Origin of the sequence: Qipengyuania gaetbuli, from assembly GCF_009827315.1 — a bacterium.
GTDB lineage: Bacteria > Pseudomonadota > Alphaproteobacteria > Sphingomonadales > Sphingomonadaceae > Qipengyuania > Qipengyuania gaetbuli.
In genome coordinates this window covers 568,616-582,961 of sequence record NZ_WTYF01000004.1, presented here as the reverse complement: position 1 = coordinate 582,961, position 14,346 = coordinate 568,616, and the positions used below count along the sequence as shown (strand labels likewise).

Below are 14,346 nucleotides of genomic sequence, written 5' to 3'. Positions count from 1 at the left end.
GCGCTGGCGCAGGTAGGAAAGCCCTACAAGGTCAACGGCAGCTCAGGCTGCCACGGTCGATTTCGCGTCCGACCACGGCGCCGATCGCACCGCCGAGGATCGCGCCGAGCGTCTTGTCGCCGCGGCCGGCGAGCTCATGGCCGGCAAGGGCGCCGACGCCTGCGCCGATCACCAGGCCGGTCGTGCCATTGTCGCGCTTGCAGTAGTAACGGCCATCGCGGCCACGCCACATGTAGCTGTCACGGGTGATCCGGCGCGGTTCGACGTAGTAACCGCGCGAATCGTACATGGCGCGGTCCTTGGCGCGCTTGCCGTGGGCCGGGGCCCAGTGTGGCGGGTCAGCGGCAGCGGGCGCTGCGGTGCCAAGGCCGGTGAGGGCCATCGTGCCGGTAGCAAAAGCGAGAGCGATCTTCTTCATTGTGCGGTCCCTTTTAGGATTGTTCGACCGCCAGAATGCGCCGGCTATTACAACCGCGCCTGAACGAATGCGCTTAACCCGAAATTAGCGATAAACCGTGGGGAAACGCGGGACGAGTTGTTCGCAATTCAGAGCTTTGCGGCTGCCTTGCCGCGCCAGACCTCGCTCAGCCGGTTCATGTTGGCGAGCGTTTCGAGGTCCGCTGGCGAGGGCGGATTCGCCTTGTCATAGAGCGCTGCGAACACCCGTGCGACGGACCATTCCGGGTTCACGGTCTCGATGCGTTCGAGCCTGTCGCCAGCGGCGGCCTCGCCTTCCTCGATCACGCGGTAGTACCAGCCGCACCGCCCCGTCTCTAGGATGCGTGCGACCATGCCCTTGCGCTGGAAGCGGTGTTCGATTTTCCAGCAGGGCTGGCGGCCCTGGCTGATCTCGAGGATCGCGGTGCCGAGGCGGAACCGGTCGCCGACATGGACCTGCGTTTCCACGAGGCCGAGCGACATGAGGTTCTCGCCGAATGCGGCAGGGCCTGCGAGCAGTTCGTGGCCGCCGAGCCAGTCGTTCCAGTCGGCATAGTGGTCGCCCGGATAGTGATGCACCGCCATGTCGGCCCCGCCGTGGTGCTTCGTGTCCGCGACCATGTCGCCTTCGATGCCGAAGGCGCGGATTTTTACCCGTCCTGCGACCGGAGCCTTTGCGATTGCGCTCGGTTCGGCACCGTTGAAGGGCTTCGGCAGGCCGACGCAGATCGCCCGGATTTCGCAGGTCATTGCGTACCTTTCCTGACCGTCAGTGCGTACCAGTCGCGGCGCGTTCCGTCGGTGCTGGCGGCATTGTACGAGTAACGATGCTCGATCATGAAACCCACCTCGCCATAGAGCGCATCCAGCCAGTCCGAAGTTGGCAGGCTCGACCATCGACCCGTGGTGTCGCGTCCTTCGTCTGGGTGTTCTTCGTCGCCCAGCTTGTAGTTCGCAAAGTGCAGTCCTCCGGGTTTGAGGGCCCGGGAAATCCTGGCGATCACCGGGGGAAGGTCCGCACGCGGCAGGTGATGCAGGCAGGCATGTGCCCAGATGGCGTCGTAGCGCTCGACCGCAGCGAGCTCGTCGAAGCGCATCTGCCGGGCGCCGACGTCGAAACGCTCGTTCGCCTTGCGGACCATGGCCGCGGCCCCATCGGTCGCGTCGAGGGTGAAACCGCGTTTCAGGATATGCGCGGAATCGAGGCCTATGCCGCAGCCGAGTTCGAGAATTTCCGCGCCCGGCGCCAAGCGGTCTAGGAACGGGTCAAGCAGTTGGTGGCGATCTTGCGCACTGCTGGCTGTATAACGGGGCGCTGCGCGCTCGTAATAGGCCAGCGTTGCGCTATCGCTCACGCGGAAGCAGCCTCTGCCGCCTCGCGGTCCAGCTGGGCGCGGCTCTTCTTCTCGGCCGCCGTCTTAAGCTGGCCGCAGGCCGCGTCGATGTCGCGCCCGCGCGGGGTGCGGACCGGCGCGCTGATGCCGCCTTCGAACACGATATCGGAAAAGCGCTTCACCCGTTCCGGCGTCGAAGTGTCGTATTCCGCGCCCGGCCAGGGGTTGAAGGGGATGAGGTTCACCTTCGCCGGCAGCTTGTAGTGCTTGAGCAGGCGGACGAGCTCGCGCGCGTGTTCGTCGCTGTCGTTCTTGTCCTTGAGCATCACGTATTCGAACGTGATGCGGCGGGCGTTGCTGGCGCCGGGATAGGCCGCGCAGGCTTCGAGCAGTTCCTCGATGCCGTATTTCTTGTTCAGCGGCACGATCTCGTCGCGGATTTCCTTGGTTACCGCATGGAGCGAAACGGCGAGGTTCACGCCGATTTCTTCGCCGCAGCGGTCCATCATCGGCACGACGCCGCTGGTCGACAGGGTGATACGGCGCTTCGACAGGGCCAGCCCGTCGCCGTCCATGACGAGCTTCAGCGCGCCCTTCACATTGTCGAAATTGTAGAGCGGTTCGCCCATGCCCATCATCACGATGTTGGTGAGCAGGCGGCCGTCGGAGGTATAATGGCCCTCGTCCTCAGCCTCGTCGAGGCCGGCCATCGAACCCTTGGGCCATTCGCCCAGCGCATCGCGCGCCAGCATGACCTGGCCGACGATTTCGCCGGGTGTCAAATTGCGCACCAGCTTCATCGTGCCGGTGTGGCAGAAGCGGCAGTTGAGCGTGCAGCCGACCTGGCTCGACACGCACAGGGTGCCGCGGTCAGCGTCGGGGATGAAGACCATCTCGAAGTCGTGGCCGTCGGCAGTGCGGAGCAACCACTTGCGGGTGCCGTCGACCGAATGCTGGGCCTCGACCACGTCGGGGCGGCCAATGACGAAGCGTTCCGCAAGCCACGGGCGCATCGTCTTGGCGATGTCGGTCATGGCCTCGAAATCGGTTACGCCGCGGTGGTAGAGCCAGTGGAACACCTGCTTGGCGCGCAGCTTGGCCTGCTTGGGCTCCAGCCCTGCGTCGGCGAAGAGTTCGCGGATGCGGTCCTTGGGCAGGCCGATCAAATCGATGCGGCCATCGGCGCGCGGCGTGATGTCACGCGCGACGGGAACCGGGTCGATCTGCCCGGGAATGCTCATGAGTGTCGTGTCGGCCATGGGAGCGCCGCATATAGTCGCGAGCGCACGCAAAGGAAAGGGGCGCGACCAATCCGCAAAAGCGCATTCGGTTTCCGCATTCTGCGCCCAATTCAAACCGCTTCGTCGATTTTTCCGGTTCGCGTCGTTTCGTCGCACAACGTGTGCAGCTCGTCGACAATTTTGTTGCACAAAAACAACGCGCTCTTGTTGTGCAGCGTTCATGAAACGCGACGCCCGCCGCTCCGTTGAATGGGTCCACGCATCGCTGACGGTGCGTAGAAAACAACAATGGAGTTACCCAATGAACAAGTTCGCAGCCCTTCTGGTCGCAGGTACGGCAGCAGCAGTCGCAACCCCCGCCATGGCGCAGGATAACACGCCCTTCACCGGCCCGCGCGTCGAAGTGCTCGGCGGTTACGACGTGAGCAAGGCCGGCAGCACGGTCGATGACGACGCCAACGAAGACAACGACCAGTCGATCGAAGGCATCGGCTACGGCGTGGGCGTCGGCTATGACTTCAACGCCGGCGGCGTCGTCCTCGGTCTCGAGGCCGAACTGGCTGATTCCACCGCCAGCACCGAGTTCGAAGACGGTGATTTCGAAGGCTTCGGCCTCGGCGAAGTCGAAACCGGCCGCGACCTTTACGTCGGTGCTCGCGTCGGCGTGCTCGCCCAGCCGGACCTGCTGATCTACGCCAAGGGCGGCTACACCAACGCCCGTTACAACGTCGAAAGCTCGTTCGACGGCGAGCAGTACAACTCGAAGATCGACACCGACGGCTTCCGCGTGGGTGCGGGCGTGGAATACGCGCTCAACCCGAACACCTTCGCCAAGGTCGAATACCGCTATTCGAACTACAGCGATGCGGAACTCGACTTCGAAGGTGACGCGCCCGACGTGGACCTCGGGGAAATCGACACCGATCGTCACCAGGTCATGGTCGGCTTCGGCTACCGCTTCTAAGCGTAGCTGAACCGATGGACGGGGCCGGTAGCCATCGTGCTGCCGGCCCCGTTTCTATTTGCGCCGTGCGCAGGCCAGCGTTGCCGCGTCCAGCGCGCTGGCTGCGCCGCCGAGCCGGTAGGTGGCGGAATAGCTGCGCCCGTCGGGCCCGCGCGAGCGGACTGTCATTTCGCTGGCAGAGCGCATGGCTGAAACGATTGCCGCATCCATCTTCGCGTCGCGCGCCCAGGCCCCGTCGCCTTCGGACCTCAAGGCAAAGCTCTGCCTGCCGATGCGCAGCGTCGCGCTCTTCGATGGGGCTGGGCGGGACAGCTTGAAATAGACCTGTCCGCGAATGCGCTGGCGCGGCCAGGTGCCGACGCTGGCATAGGCCCCTCGATTGGTGGCGCCGCGATCGGGTATGGGCGAGGAAATCGCATAACAACGCGGCACGCTGGCATCGCGAAAGGCGCCCCAGTCTCCGAACACGCCCAGGCCGTCCTTCGCCGCCAGCGGCGCGGCGAAGAGCAGGGGGAGAGAGGCGACGAACAGGCTACGCATAGTCGATTGCCACGATTTCCCATTCCTTGTCGCCCGATGGAAGCCGCACGCTGCGCAAATCCCCGATGCTTGCACCCTTTAGCGCGCGGGCGAGGGGGCTGGACCAGCCGATCCTTCCGGCACTCGCGTCCTGTTCGTCATCACCGACGAGCGTGACCACTTTCTCGACATCGTCCTCGTCCGCCAGCGTGACGCGCGCGCCGAAAAAGGCACGGCTCTTGTCGGGCTGTTCGGAAGGTTCGATGACTCGCGCGGCCTTCATCCGCCGGGCGAGATGGGCAAGCTCGCGGTCGATCTCGCGCATGCGCTTGCGGCCATAGAGGTAATCGCCGTTTTCGCTGCGATCGCCATTGCCCGCAGCCCAGCTGACGATTTCGACGATCTCTGGGCGCTCTTTGCCCAGCAGGTGGTCGTAACGCGCCTTCATCGCGGAATAGCCCGCCGGGGTGATCGGATTGGTCTTGCCCTGCATCAGGCGAGGGGCTCTAGCGCCTATCAGCGCCCGACGTAATGGCGAATATCGCGTTCGTAGGGGGCCGACTTGTCCGGATGCAGATTGGCGTAGGTGACCGCGTTGCCGATCACGCGCATGACGTAATAGCGGGTCTCGAAATTGGACGGGATCTGTTCGATCCACGAAATCCAGTCGACCGCTCCGGTGCGGGGATCGCCATTGAGACGCAGCCATTCGTTCACGCGTCCCGGCCCGGCGTTGTAGGCCGCGATGGCGAGCGGATAGGCGCCATTGTAGCGGTCCATCAGCCGCGCGAAATGCGCATCGCCGAGGCGGATGTTGTAGCTCGGGCTGTCGGTCAGGTTCGCCGACATATAGGTGATGCCGAGCTTGCCCGCCTCTTCGCGGGCGGTACCGGGCATCAGCTGCATCATCCCGCGCGCGCCGGCATGGCTGACACGGGTGCGGTCGAATTCGCTTTCCTGCCGGGCAATCGCATGGACCATCGTCCAGTTCGCGCCCGAGTGGGTGGTCACGGTCGGGAAGCCGAGCCATTCGAAATCGGCGAAATCGCGCTCGCCAGCAACCATGCCGGCGACGACGGCCATTTCTTCAAGGCCTGTCTCGCGTGCCAGTTCGGCGACGAGGGCCATTTCTTCGGGCGTCCTGGCATTTTCGGCGATGGCTTCGAAGAAAGCGCGTTCCGTCTGCCAGGCGCGCCGGTTGCGCGAGATTTCGCGCAGGGCCTGCGTCAGCGGCTGCGCGTTGAACGCGGCACGCTGTTCCGGTGAGGGCTGGACGGGAAGGCCGCCGGCGAATTGCTTCATCGGGCGACCCAGTTCGCTCAGCGCGAGCTGGCCGTAGTAATATTCGGGGTGGCGGGCGGCCATTTCCCAATAGCGCTGCGCCTCTTCGCGATTGCCTGCGCGCGCCGCGGCGCGGCCAGCCCAGTAGAAGCCCTTGGCGCGGGTCAGCTGGCTTTTTGCCGCAGAGCCGTAGCGATAGAACAGAGGGGCGGCTTTCGCGCCGTCGCCCATCGACCACAGCGCCTTCGTGCCGCCGAGCCACATGAGGTCGGTGTATTTGTCGCGCAGCTGGAAGCTGCCCTGCGAGATGTCGGTGCCGGGGGCAAACAGGTCGTCGACCTTGCTGGCAATCGCGATCGCCTGCGAGGTGCCCGCACCCTTGGCGATACGCAGCGCCTCGACGACGAAATCCGTGCCGTCGAAGGCGGGGGTGGATGCCGGTGCGCGGGTTGCGAGAAGGTTCACCGCTTCGGGCAGGTTGCCGCTGCTGCGCCTGTAGCGCGCAAGATTATAGACGTAGCCGGCATCGTTCATCGCGCCAGCCGGAACCCGCAGGCCGATGCTGGCCGGATCGGTCCCCTGCAGGAGCGAGAGGCGTGCTTGCGCCATATCGCGATAAGCGGGCGACACGCGCACGATCTGGCGCACTGCCGCTTCGGATTCGCCCTGCCAGAGCAGCGCATCCATGCGCGCATCATGGTCTTCGGGGCCAAAGCGCTGGCCGAACAGGCCCTGCATGTAAGCTTCTGCCGGGCCGCTCATCCGGCCTCCGCGCCAGGCCGCGCGGGCGAGGTCGAAGGCTTCGGGCCGGTTCATCGCGGCAAGGGCGAGGGCATAGCGCGCCTTGGCCCCGTTCGATAGCGGTGGGTACTGTTCGAAGAAAGCGACCAGCGATTGCGGCGAGACCGCATCATTGTCGAGCGCGGCTTCCGCGCGGCGCTGGATCAGTTCCGCCTTCGGGAAGTTGGGATATGTGGAAAGGAAGCCCGCATATTGCGAGAACGAGAGGTTGTCAGTCTTGGTCAGGTATTCCCACTGCGACAGGGCGGCTGCCATCCGGGTGGGCTGCTGGGCTACCATGGTCCTCTGGGGCACTTCGATCGTCTGCGCGAATGCGGGTGAAGCCAGCGCGCTGCCGGCCAGGAAAACGAACGAAACAAGAGATTTACTGCCCATGCTGGACATAGTGCCCGGCCCCTCCTTATCAGGCGCTGAATGAATTGCGGCACGCGGTGCCACAAAGCGCCCCTTTTCATAGCTCTAACGCAGGACTCGCGTAAATGTTCTCTGGCTCAATTCCGGCTCTGGCGACTCCTTTTCGCGACGGATCGTTTGACGAGGCCGCTTTCCGCAAGCTTGTCGACTGGCAAATCGCAAACGGCAGCAAGGGTCTCGTGCCCTGCGGCACCACCGGTGAAGCCTCGACGCTGTCCAATGCCGAACACCACCGGGTGATCGAGGTCTGCATCGAACAGGCTGCCGGGCGCGTGCCGGTTATCGCGGGCTGCGGATCGAACGATACGCGCAATGCGCTGCTGCACATGAATTTTTCCAAGAAGGCGGGTGCGACCGCGGGCCTGTGCGTGGCGCCCTATTACAATCGCCCGAGCCAGGCGGGCCTGATCGCGCATTTCAGTTTCCTTGCGGAAAACAGCGACCTGCCGATCGTCCTTTATAACGTTCCCGGGCGCACGGTGACCGACCTCGAGGACGAAACCGTGGTCGAACTGGTGCGCAAGTATCCCGACCGGATCGTCGCCATCAAGGATGCGAGCGGAGACCTTTCGCGCGTGGCGGATCACCGCATGGGCATCGGCCATGATTTTTGCCAGCTGTCGGGCAATGACGAATTGTGGCTGCCGCATTCGGCTGCGGGCGGTGCGGGATGCATCTCCGTGACGGCGAACGTCGCCCCGGCCCTGTGCGCCGAATTCCACGAGGCGATTGCTGCCAACGACCTCGTCAAGGCTCGCAAGCTCAACGACAGGCTGTTCCCGCTCCATTACGCGATGTTCTCCGACGCGAGCCCGGCGCCGGCCAAATACGCGCTCAGCCGCGTGCATGACTGGTTTTCCGACGAAGTTCGCTTGCCGCTGGTCCCAGCGAGCGAAGCTTCGCGCAGGGCAGTCGACGAGGCGCTGGAAATCGCAGGCCTGCTCTAGAGCACCTCGTCCTCGTCCAGCAGCGGGGTCGCCGGGAAGGGCGGGGCGCTGGCGGCAAGCGCTTCCACGATGCTGTTGACGTGCTTGCCTGCATGGTCGAGCCCTTCGACCTCGGCGATATGGAACATCGCGTCGCCCTGGTTCACGATGGGCAGAGTTGCGTGGCCGATCACCACGCCGTCGATCGGGCTAACGAGATCCTCGGGATCTTCGCCGAACAGTCCACCGACCATCGCCAGCAATTCGCCCGTACGCACCACATCGCCCGATTTGCAGGCGCGGCGGCTGATCCCGCCTCGGGGCGCCCGTACCCAGGTAGAGCGGCTCGATCGCAGCGGGACCTCGACTTCCTCGAGGCCGTCGTCGGCGTCGATCATGCCGATATGGGCAAGCACACGCAGCACGCCGGCCACCCCGACCTCGATCGCGAAGCGGTCGAGGCGCAGCGCTTCTCCCGCTTCGAGCAAGAGCATCGGGGTCTCGCGTTCGGCAGCCAGCGCGCGCATCGAACCGGGGCGCAGAGGGCTTTCGATGATGATCGGTGCGCCGAAGGCCATGGCGAGTTCGGATAGGTAGGGGCTGCCCGAGGCGATGCGTATCTGCGGTAGGTTGTAGCGATGGACTGCGGCCGAGTGGATATCGATGCCGAGCGAACAGCGGTCTATCACGTTTTCGAGAAAGCAATGTGCCAGCTGTGCTGCCAGGCTGCCGCGTTCCGCGCCCGGGAAGCTGCGATTGAGGTCGCGCCGGTCGGGCAGGTAGCGGCTGTGCGAGACGAAGCCGTAGATATTGACCACGGGTGCGAAGATGATCGTGCCCGAGAGCATTTCGGGCGAGATTTGCTCGATCAGCCGCTGGATCACTGCCGCCCCGATGATCTCGTCGCCGTGGATCGCTCCGCTGACGAAAATGCAGGCGCCCCGTTTTGCGCCGTTGAATACCTTGAGCGACAGCGAGGAATCGAGGCCGGTGACGTGCTGACTGACCGGGATCGAGACCGTCGCGCTGGTCCCGGGAGCGATCACCTTGTCGTGAATGGCAAACGGTTCGTTCGAATTTCCTGCGTCCATTGCCCGCTTTCGCCACGCAGCGGCGCTCTTTGGCAAGCGAATTCGCGCCTGTACCCTTTCCAATCGCGCATGCCTCGCCTACATGCGCCCACCCTATGGCTCGTCCCAAACCCGTCACTTTCGACAAGCAGAAAACCGTCGCCGACAACCGGCGCGTGCGGTTCGACTATCATGTCGAGGATACGTTCGAGGCGGGCCTTGCCCTGCAGGGAACCGAGGTCAAGGCGCTGCGGGCGGGCGAGGCTTCAATCAAGGAAGCCTATGCCGAGGTGCGCGACGGGCAGGTCTGGCTGGTCAATGCCAACATCCCCGAATATTCGCACGGCAACCGCCTGAACCATGAGCCGCGCCGGCCGCGCAAGCTGCTGCTCCATGCGCGCGAGATCGAAAAGCTGTTCGGCGCGGTCGAGCGCAAGGGCATGACGCTGGTCCCGCTGTCGATCTACTTCAACTCGACCGGGCGGGCGAAAGTGGAGCTGGCCCTGGCCAAGGGCAAGCAGTCCCACGACAAGCGCCAGACGATCAAGGACCGGGACTGGCAGCGCGACAAGGCGCGCCTGATGCGGGAGAAGGGTTGAGCTTTTCAGCAAGCCGCAATCAAATCGTGCTAATCCCGTCGCCAGTCATGCAGTTTTCGTCGCCGATATCTGATTGCCGCTCCTTGCGCTTGGCAGGGCCGCGTCCCATTGCAGGAAGATGCCAATGAGCGGGCCCAGATCGAAGACCTGGCTGTCGGACCTGATCCGCAAGCATATGCCCACGCGCGAGGAAATGGCGTCCAACCGCTATTTGCGGCCGATTGCTCACCGTTTCCTGTCGCCCGAACTCTGGCGCTTTACCCGCCGCAGCGTGCCGCGCGGCGTGGCGCTGGGACTGTTCGCTGCCTTCATCGTGCCGCTGGGCCAGATTTTCCTCGCCGCTTTCCTGGCGCTGCCAGCGCGCGCGAACGTGCCGCTGTCGGCCCTCGTGACCTTCGTGACGAACCCCTTCACGCTGCCCTTCTGGCTGGTGGTTGCCAATCGCGTGGGCGAACTCACGCTCAACATCGACGCCACTCTGGGCGCAGGTGCCGCCAATACGCTGGCTGAAGACAGCGGTGTGCTGGCCCGCTGGCTCGAGGTGGGGGGCGTGACTGCTTTCGGCTTCGTGGTGCTCGCCGTGGTCAGCGCGGCGCTCGGCTACCTGATCGCAGGGTTCGGATGGCGCTACATCGTCGCCCACAAGCGCCGCAAGCGGCTGGTGAAGATGGAGCAGCGCCTCGTCGAACGGCTCAAGGAGCACGGCCAGTGAGCCTCGGCAGCCACGGCGACGGGCCCGGCCTCCCGCCCATTCCGCTGCTTTTCGGCATCCTGCTGGCGCTGGCCGTATCGGTCGGGCTGGTCTGGCTGGTCGGAGGAACCTCGCTGGTGGCGCTTGCCTATGGGGGCGCGCTGCTCACGGTTCTGCTGACGCTTCTGCTGGCGGCACGGCTTAAAACGCCCGAGGAGACGGCCCAGCTGACGCAGCCCGACTGGGCGGTCACCGCCGCCGCGATCGAGAACCGGCGCCGGGCCGTTGCCATCATCGACCGGGCCAACCGGCTTGTGTGTGCGAATGCCACCTACGAGGCATGGTTCGGCGGGCAAGGCGCCCCGCACGAAATTGCGCTGGACGATGCGTCGCGCAAGCGGCTCGCCGATGCGGCGCGGCAGGCATGGCGCGAAGGGTCGGCCGAAACCGACGAGCTGTCGACCCCGGCAAGGGATCGCAACTTCACCCTGCAGGTCGAGCGGGTCGGCCGCGGAGAGGACTACCTCGTCTGGCGTTTCGGCGAGCGGATCGACGACAAGGGACAGGAAGGCGTTGCTGACCGCATTGCCGGACCATTCGGCGCGCTGCTGTCTGCTTCGGGTATCGAACTCGCGCTGGTTGCACCTGACGGTATCGTGCAGTCGGCCACTCCCGGCCTCGCAGAACGGGCGCTGGGCGAGCAGGGCGGATCGCTGGTGGGTCAGGAATTCGTGCAGCTCCTGCGGTCCGACGACCGCGACCGTATCTTCTTTGCGCGCGAAGGCCAGCAGGGCACGCCCCAGACGCTGGTGCACATCCCGCTCGACCAGCCCGACGGCGATGCTGGCGCACCCGCCGACAAGGCCCCGTCGCTGATGCTGCTGGTCGACAGCAATGTCGGCATCGGCGGTGGCTGGCAGGGCAGCGGCAAGGCGGCCATCCCGCAGCTGGAGGCGCTGCTTTCCGCGCTGCCGCTGGGACTGGCGCTGACCGACCGCGACGGCCGCTTCCTGTTCGCCAACAAGGCTTTCCTGCGCGCGGTCGAGCGCGAGGAACAGGGCCTGCCGCAATTCCCCTCCGACCTCGTCGTGCGCGAGGACAAGCCGGCCATTGCCGACACCGTGCGCCGCTTTGCCAAGGGCGCGACGTCGAGCGGCGACATGGCCGTGCGGCTTGCAGGCGACAAGGAAGAGCCGGTGTCGATCGGCCTCGCCGGTGTGCGAGGGCTGGGCGATGCGGCGGTGCTGCTCTCGATCACCGATTCCACCGAGGAAAAGCGCCTGCGCCGCCAAGTCGCGCAGGCCACCAAGATGCAGGCTGTCGGCCAACTGGCAGGCGGTGTCGCGCATGACTTCAACAACGTCCTGACCGCCATCATCGGCTATTGCGACCTCATGCTGCTGCGCCACACGCCGGGTGACAGCGATTACGATGACATCCAGCAGATCAAGGCCAACTCTAACCGCGCGGCCAGCCTGACCCGCCAGCTGCTCGCTTTCAGCCGCCAGCAGACGCTGCGCCCCGTGGTCCTCCAACTGCCCGACGTGGTGAGCGAAGTCAGCCAGCTGCTCAAGCGCCTGATGGGCGACAAGATCGAGTTCGCCGTCCGCCACGACCGCGAACTCGGGCCTGTCCGCGCCGACCCGCAGCAGCTTGAACAGGTCATCATCAACCTTGCCGTGAATGCGCGCGATGCCATGCAGGCCCATGCCGCGCGCTCGGGCAAGGAAAACTGGAAGGGCAAGCTGACCCTTGCCACCCGCCGCGTTTCCGCGCGCGACGTGCGCAAGATGGGCATCGATATCATGCCCGCCGACGATTACACCGTGCTGATCGTGCAGGACACGGGCGGGGGCATTCCCGCCGAACACCTCAGCAAGATCTTCGAGCCGTTCTTCACCACCAAGGAACAGGGCAAGGGCACCGGTCTCGGCCTTTCGACCGTCTACGGTATCGTAAAGCAGTCCAACGGCTTCATCTTCGCCGACAATATCGGCGGGCCGGACGGTCGCCCTTCGGGCGCGCGCTTCACTATCTACCTGCCGGTCCACAAGGGTGAGATGCCCGTCGTCCAGCGCTCCGATGACAACGAGGATGCCAAGGCCAGCGAATGGTCGGGCGGCGGCAATCTCCTGCTGGTCGAGGACGAGGACATGGTCCGCGCAGTCGCCGAACGCGCGCTTACGCGGGCAGGCTATACCGTGACCACCGCGCGCGACGGCGAAGAAGGCCTCGCGGCAGTTGCCAACGGAAAGACCGAATTCGACCTCATCGTGTCGGACGTGGTCATGCCGGCCATGGATGGTCCGGCGATGGCGCGGGCAATCCGCCGGGTAAAACCGAAGATCCCGATCCTTTTCATGTCGGGTTACGCCGAAGAGCAGTTGCGCAACGAAATCGATATCGACAACATGCACTTCATTCCTAAGCCGTTCAGCGTACAGCAAATAAACGGTAAGGTATCAGAAGTGCTTGGAGAACAGGCCAAGATCGACGCCTAGGCTTTTTCGGGTGCATCTGGCCGCGGGGAGGGACTGCGATGAAGGTGCATTCGATAACGGCTCTGGCAGGTCTTGCGGCGCTGGGGGCGGCACCCTTGCTGGCCCAGTCGGCAGAGCAGGTGCTGGCCGATCCTGACGCGACTGCGCAGGGCGATGTCTCCGTCACCATCTACAACAACGACCAGGCACTGGTTCAGGACGTGCGGCAGCTGGCCATAGGTGCCGGTCGCAGCCGGATCGAGTTTCCGGACGTATCCGCACGCATCCGTCCCGAAACGCTCAGCTTCGCAGCCGCGGGTGCAGGCATCGTCGAACAGAACTTCGACTTCGACCTCCTGACCCCGACCAAGCTGATGGAAAAGGCCATCGGCCAGACCATCACGCTGATCCGCACGAACCCCGCGACCGGCGCTGAGACGCGCGAGCGGGCGACCGTGCTTTCCACCGCTGGCGGCGTGGTGGTGAAGATCGGCGACCGCATCGAGGTACTGCGCGACGACGGCCTGCCGGTGCGCGCCATCTTCGACCGAGTGCCGACCAATTTGCGCGCCCGCCCGACATTGTCGGTCACTGTGGAGAGCGACCGCAGCGGGACACGTCCGGCCTCGATCCGCTATTTGACGCCCGGCCTCGGCTGGAGCGCGGATTACGTCGCGCTGTTCGACGAGCAGCGCGGCACGGTGGATATGCAGGGCTGGGTGACGCTGACCAACCAGACCGGCACGACCTTCCATCGGGCGGACACGCTGCTGGTCGCCGGAAGTCCCGCTGGCGGAAACAACGGCAATTACAACCCGCGCCGCCGCGTTTCACCGCCCCCGCCGCCGAATGCGATGCGCCCCGGCACGGAAACGGCGAACCGCGAGCAGCTGGGCGATTTTTACCTCTATCCCTTGTCCGAGCGCACGACGATCGCCAACCAGCAGACCAAGCAGGTCAGCTTCCTCGACGTGCAGAGCGTGCCTGCCAAGCGGCGTTACGAGCGCACGGTCGACTGGCTGACCAACGACGCCCGCTCGATCAATGTTGCCAGCCAGTTGCAGTTTAGCACCAGCCGCGACCAGGGGCTGGGCGATGCGCTTCCCGCAGGCACGGTCCGCTTCTACCAGCGAGATGCGCAGGGCAACCCGCAGTTCATCGGCGAAAGCGGCATTGGCCACACGCCCATGGGCAGCCAGCTGACCCTGCAGACGGGCGATGCCTTCGAGGTGCTCGTGCTTGCCGAAGTGGTCGAGCGCGAGAAGATCTCCTCGGCCGAATTCGAAAAGTCCGCGCGCTACCGCGTGATCGAGAACGGCAAGGTCATCCGCGATGTCGAAGTCGAGGAGGCCAAGGAATTCTGGCGCACCACCATGCGCTACACCATCACCAACGCGAAGCCCGTCCCGGTCGAGGTCGAGTTGTCGCAGGCGGGCCTCTACCGCGGGTGGTGGTCGGAGGACTACCGCGTCATTTCCGAGGATATCCAGGGTCGCCGGTCCGGCCTGGACCGACGCGAATGGACCGTGCCGGTCGCTGCCAACAGCAAGCGCGAAATCACCGTGACCTACGAGGCGCGCTTCTGAGG

General features: G+C 64.9%; 14 protein-coding genes. 6 read left to right on the top strand and 8 right to left on the bottom strand.

Annotated elements, in window-relative coordinates:
• Positions 1–31 precede the first annotated feature (31 nt).
• The 4 genes from GRI42_RS05125 to rlmN form a co-directional block, all read right to left on the bottom strand.
• Positions 32–418 carry a glycine zipper 2TM domain-containing protein gene (locus GRI42_RS05125; RefSeq protein WP_160607264.1) on the bottom strand — a complete coding sequence of 129 codons (387 nt, stop codon included), beginning with the start codon at positions 416–418 and terminating at the stop codon, positions 32–34.
• A gap of 128 nt (positions 419–546) precedes the next feature.
• Positions 547–1,188 carry an MOSC domain-containing protein gene (locus GRI42_RS05120; protein WP_160607263.1) on the bottom strand — a complete coding sequence of 214 codons (642 nt, stop codon included), beginning with the start codon at positions 1,186–1,188 and terminating at the stop codon, positions 547–549.
• Complete coding sequence (locus tag GRI42_RS05115; protein WP_160607262.1) at positions 1,185–1,793, bottom strand: class I SAM-dependent methyltransferase; 609 nt, start codon at positions 1,791–1,793, stop codon at positions 1,185–1,187. Before GRI42_RS05115 ends, GRI42_RS05120 begins: the two co-directional genes overlap by 4 nt.
• Positions 1,790–3,031 (bottom strand): 23S rRNA (adenine(2503)-C(2))-methyltransferase RlmN, encoded by a 1,242-nt coding sequence (gene rlmN, locus GRI42_RS05110; RefSeq protein WP_160607261.1) that lies wholly within the window; start codon positions 3,029–3,031, stop codon positions 1,790–1,792. Before rlmN ends, GRI42_RS05115 begins: the two co-directional genes overlap by 4 nt.
• Before the next feature lie 283 nt (positions 3,032–3,314).
• On the opposite strand from rlmN, the gene GRI42_RS05105 reads away from it, so the two are divergent.
• Positions 3,315–3,977 (top strand): outer membrane protein, encoded by a 663-nt coding sequence (locus GRI42_RS05105; protein WP_160607260.1) that lies wholly within the window; start codon positions 3,315–3,317, stop codon positions 3,975–3,977.
• A 54-nt stretch (positions 3,978–4,031) separates the two neighbouring features.
• Here GRI42_RS05105 and GRI42_RS05100 read toward each other — a convergent pair whose 3' ends face one another.
• Genes GRI42_RS05100 through GRI42_RS05090 form a run of 3 tightly spaced genes read right to left on the bottom strand, consistent with a single transcriptional unit; the run spans position 4,032 to position 6,962 of the window.
• Entirely contained in the window at positions 4,032–4,517 is a 486-nt protein-coding gene (locus GRI42_RS05100; RefSeq protein ID WP_160607259.1) for an invasion associated locus B family protein, read from the bottom strand.
• Positions 4,510–4,989, bottom strand: a complete 480-nt coding sequence (gene greB, locus GRI42_RS05095) for a transcription elongation factor GreB (RefSeq protein ID WP_160607258.1) — start codon at positions 4,987–4,989, stop codon at positions 4,510–4,512. The genes GRI42_RS05100 and greB overlap by 8 nt, the downstream gene beginning before the upstream one ends.
• 23 nt (positions 4,990–5,012) lie before the next feature.
• The gene (locus GRI42_RS05090) at positions 5,013–6,962 is read right to left on the bottom strand and encodes a lytic transglycosylase domain-containing protein (RefSeq protein WP_170290000.1); all 1,950 of its coding nucleotides are present in this window, start codon (positions 6,960–6,962) and stop codon (positions 5,013–5,015) included.
• 95 nt (positions 6,963–7,057) lie between these two features.
• Between GRI42_RS05090 and dapA the strand changes: the two genes are divergently transcribed.
• Complete coding sequence (dapA, locus tag GRI42_RS05085; protein WP_160607257.1) at positions 7,058–7,939, top strand: 4-hydroxy-tetrahydrodipicolinate synthase; 882 nt, start codon at positions 7,058–7,060, stop codon at positions 7,937–7,939.
• Here the strand turns inward: dapA and GRI42_RS05080 are convergent.
• Positions 7,936–9,009 carry a succinylglutamate desuccinylase/aspartoacylase family protein gene (locus tag GRI42_RS05080; RefSeq protein ID WP_160607256.1) on the bottom strand — a complete coding sequence of 358 codons (1,074 nt, stop codon included), beginning with the start codon at positions 9,007–9,009 and terminating at the stop codon, positions 7,936–7,938. The genes dapA and GRI42_RS05080 overlap by 4 nt on opposite strands.
• Positions 9,010–9,104: 95 nt before the next feature.
• On the opposite strand from GRI42_RS05080, the gene smpB reads away from it, so the two are divergent.
• From smpB to GRI42_RS05060, 4 genes are all read left to right on the top strand, one after another.
• Positions 9,105–9,587 (top strand): SsrA-binding protein SmpB, encoded by a 483-nt coding sequence (gene smpB / locus GRI42_RS05075; RefSeq protein ID WP_160607255.1) that lies wholly within the window; start codon positions 9,105–9,107, stop codon positions 9,585–9,587.
• Positions 9,588–9,711: 124 nt separating this feature from the next.
• On the top strand, positions 9,712–10,299 hold the full coding sequence (locus GRI42_RS05070; protein WP_160607254.1) for a DUF2062 domain-containing protein: 588 nt from the start codon (positions 9,712–9,714) through the stop codon (positions 10,297–10,299).
• Positions 10,296–12,779, top strand: coding sequence for a hybrid sensor histidine kinase/response regulator (locus GRI42_RS05065; RefSeq protein WP_160607253.1), 2,484 nt, complete (start codon positions 10,296–10,298; stop codon positions 12,777–12,779). The genes GRI42_RS05070 and GRI42_RS05065 overlap by 4 nt, the downstream gene beginning before the upstream one ends.
• Before the next feature lie 38 nt (positions 12,780–12,817).
• Complete coding sequence (locus GRI42_RS05060) at positions 12,818–14,344, top strand: DUF4139 domain-containing protein (protein WP_160607252.1); 1,527 nt, start codon at positions 12,818–12,820, stop codon at positions 14,342–14,344.
• Positions 14,345–14,346: the final 2 nt, after the last annotated feature.

Excerpts from the sequence above, each read along its gene's own strand:
- GRI42_RS05125 (WP_160607264.1), bottom strand. The coding sequence starts at position 418 with ATGAAGAAGATCGCTCTCGCTTTTGCTACCGGCACGATGGCCCTCACC.
- GRI42_RS05120 (WP_160607263.1), bottom strand. The coding sequence starts at position 1,188 with ATGACCTGCGAAATCCGGGCGATCTGCGTCGGCCTGCCGAAGCCCTTC.
- rlmN (WP_160607261.1), bottom strand. The coding sequence starts at position 3,031 with ATGGCCGACACGACACTCATGAGCATTCCCGGGCAGATCGACCCGGTT.
- GRI42_RS05105 (WP_160607260.1), top strand. The coding sequence starts at position 3,315 with ATGAACAAGTTCGCAGCCCTTCTGGTCGCAGGTACGGCAGCAGCAGTC.
- GRI42_RS05100 (WP_160607259.1), bottom strand. The coding sequence starts at position 4,517 with ATGCGTAGCCTGTTCGTCGCCTCTCTCCCCCTGCTCTTCGCCGCGCCG.
- greB (WP_160607258.1), bottom strand. The coding sequence starts at position 4,989 with ATGCAGGGCAAGACCAATCCGATCACCCCGGCGGGCTATTCCGCGATG.
- GRI42_RS05090 (WP_170290000.1), bottom strand. The coding sequence starts at position 6,962 with ATGTCCAGCATGGGCAGTAAATCTCTTGTTTCGTTCGTTTTCCTGGCC.
- dapA (WP_160607257.1), top strand. The coding sequence starts at position 7,058 with ATGTTCTCTGGCTCAATTCCGGCTCTGGCGACTCCTTTTCGCGACGGA.
- GRI42_RS05080 (WP_160607256.1), bottom strand. The coding sequence starts at position 9,009 with ATGGACGCAGGAAATTCGAACGAACCGTTTGCCATTCACGACAAGGTG.
- smpB (WP_160607255.1), top strand. The coding sequence starts at position 9,105 with ATGGCTCGTCCCAAACCCGTCACTTTCGACAAGCAGAAAACCGTCGCC.
- GRI42_RS05070 (WP_160607254.1), top strand. The coding sequence starts at position 9,712 with ATGAGCGGGCCCAGATCGAAGACCTGGCTGTCGGACCTGATCCGCAAG.
- GRI42_RS05060 (WP_160607252.1), top strand. The coding sequence starts at position 12,818 with ATGAAGGTGCATTCGATAACGGCTCTGGCAGGTCTTGCGGCGCTGGGG.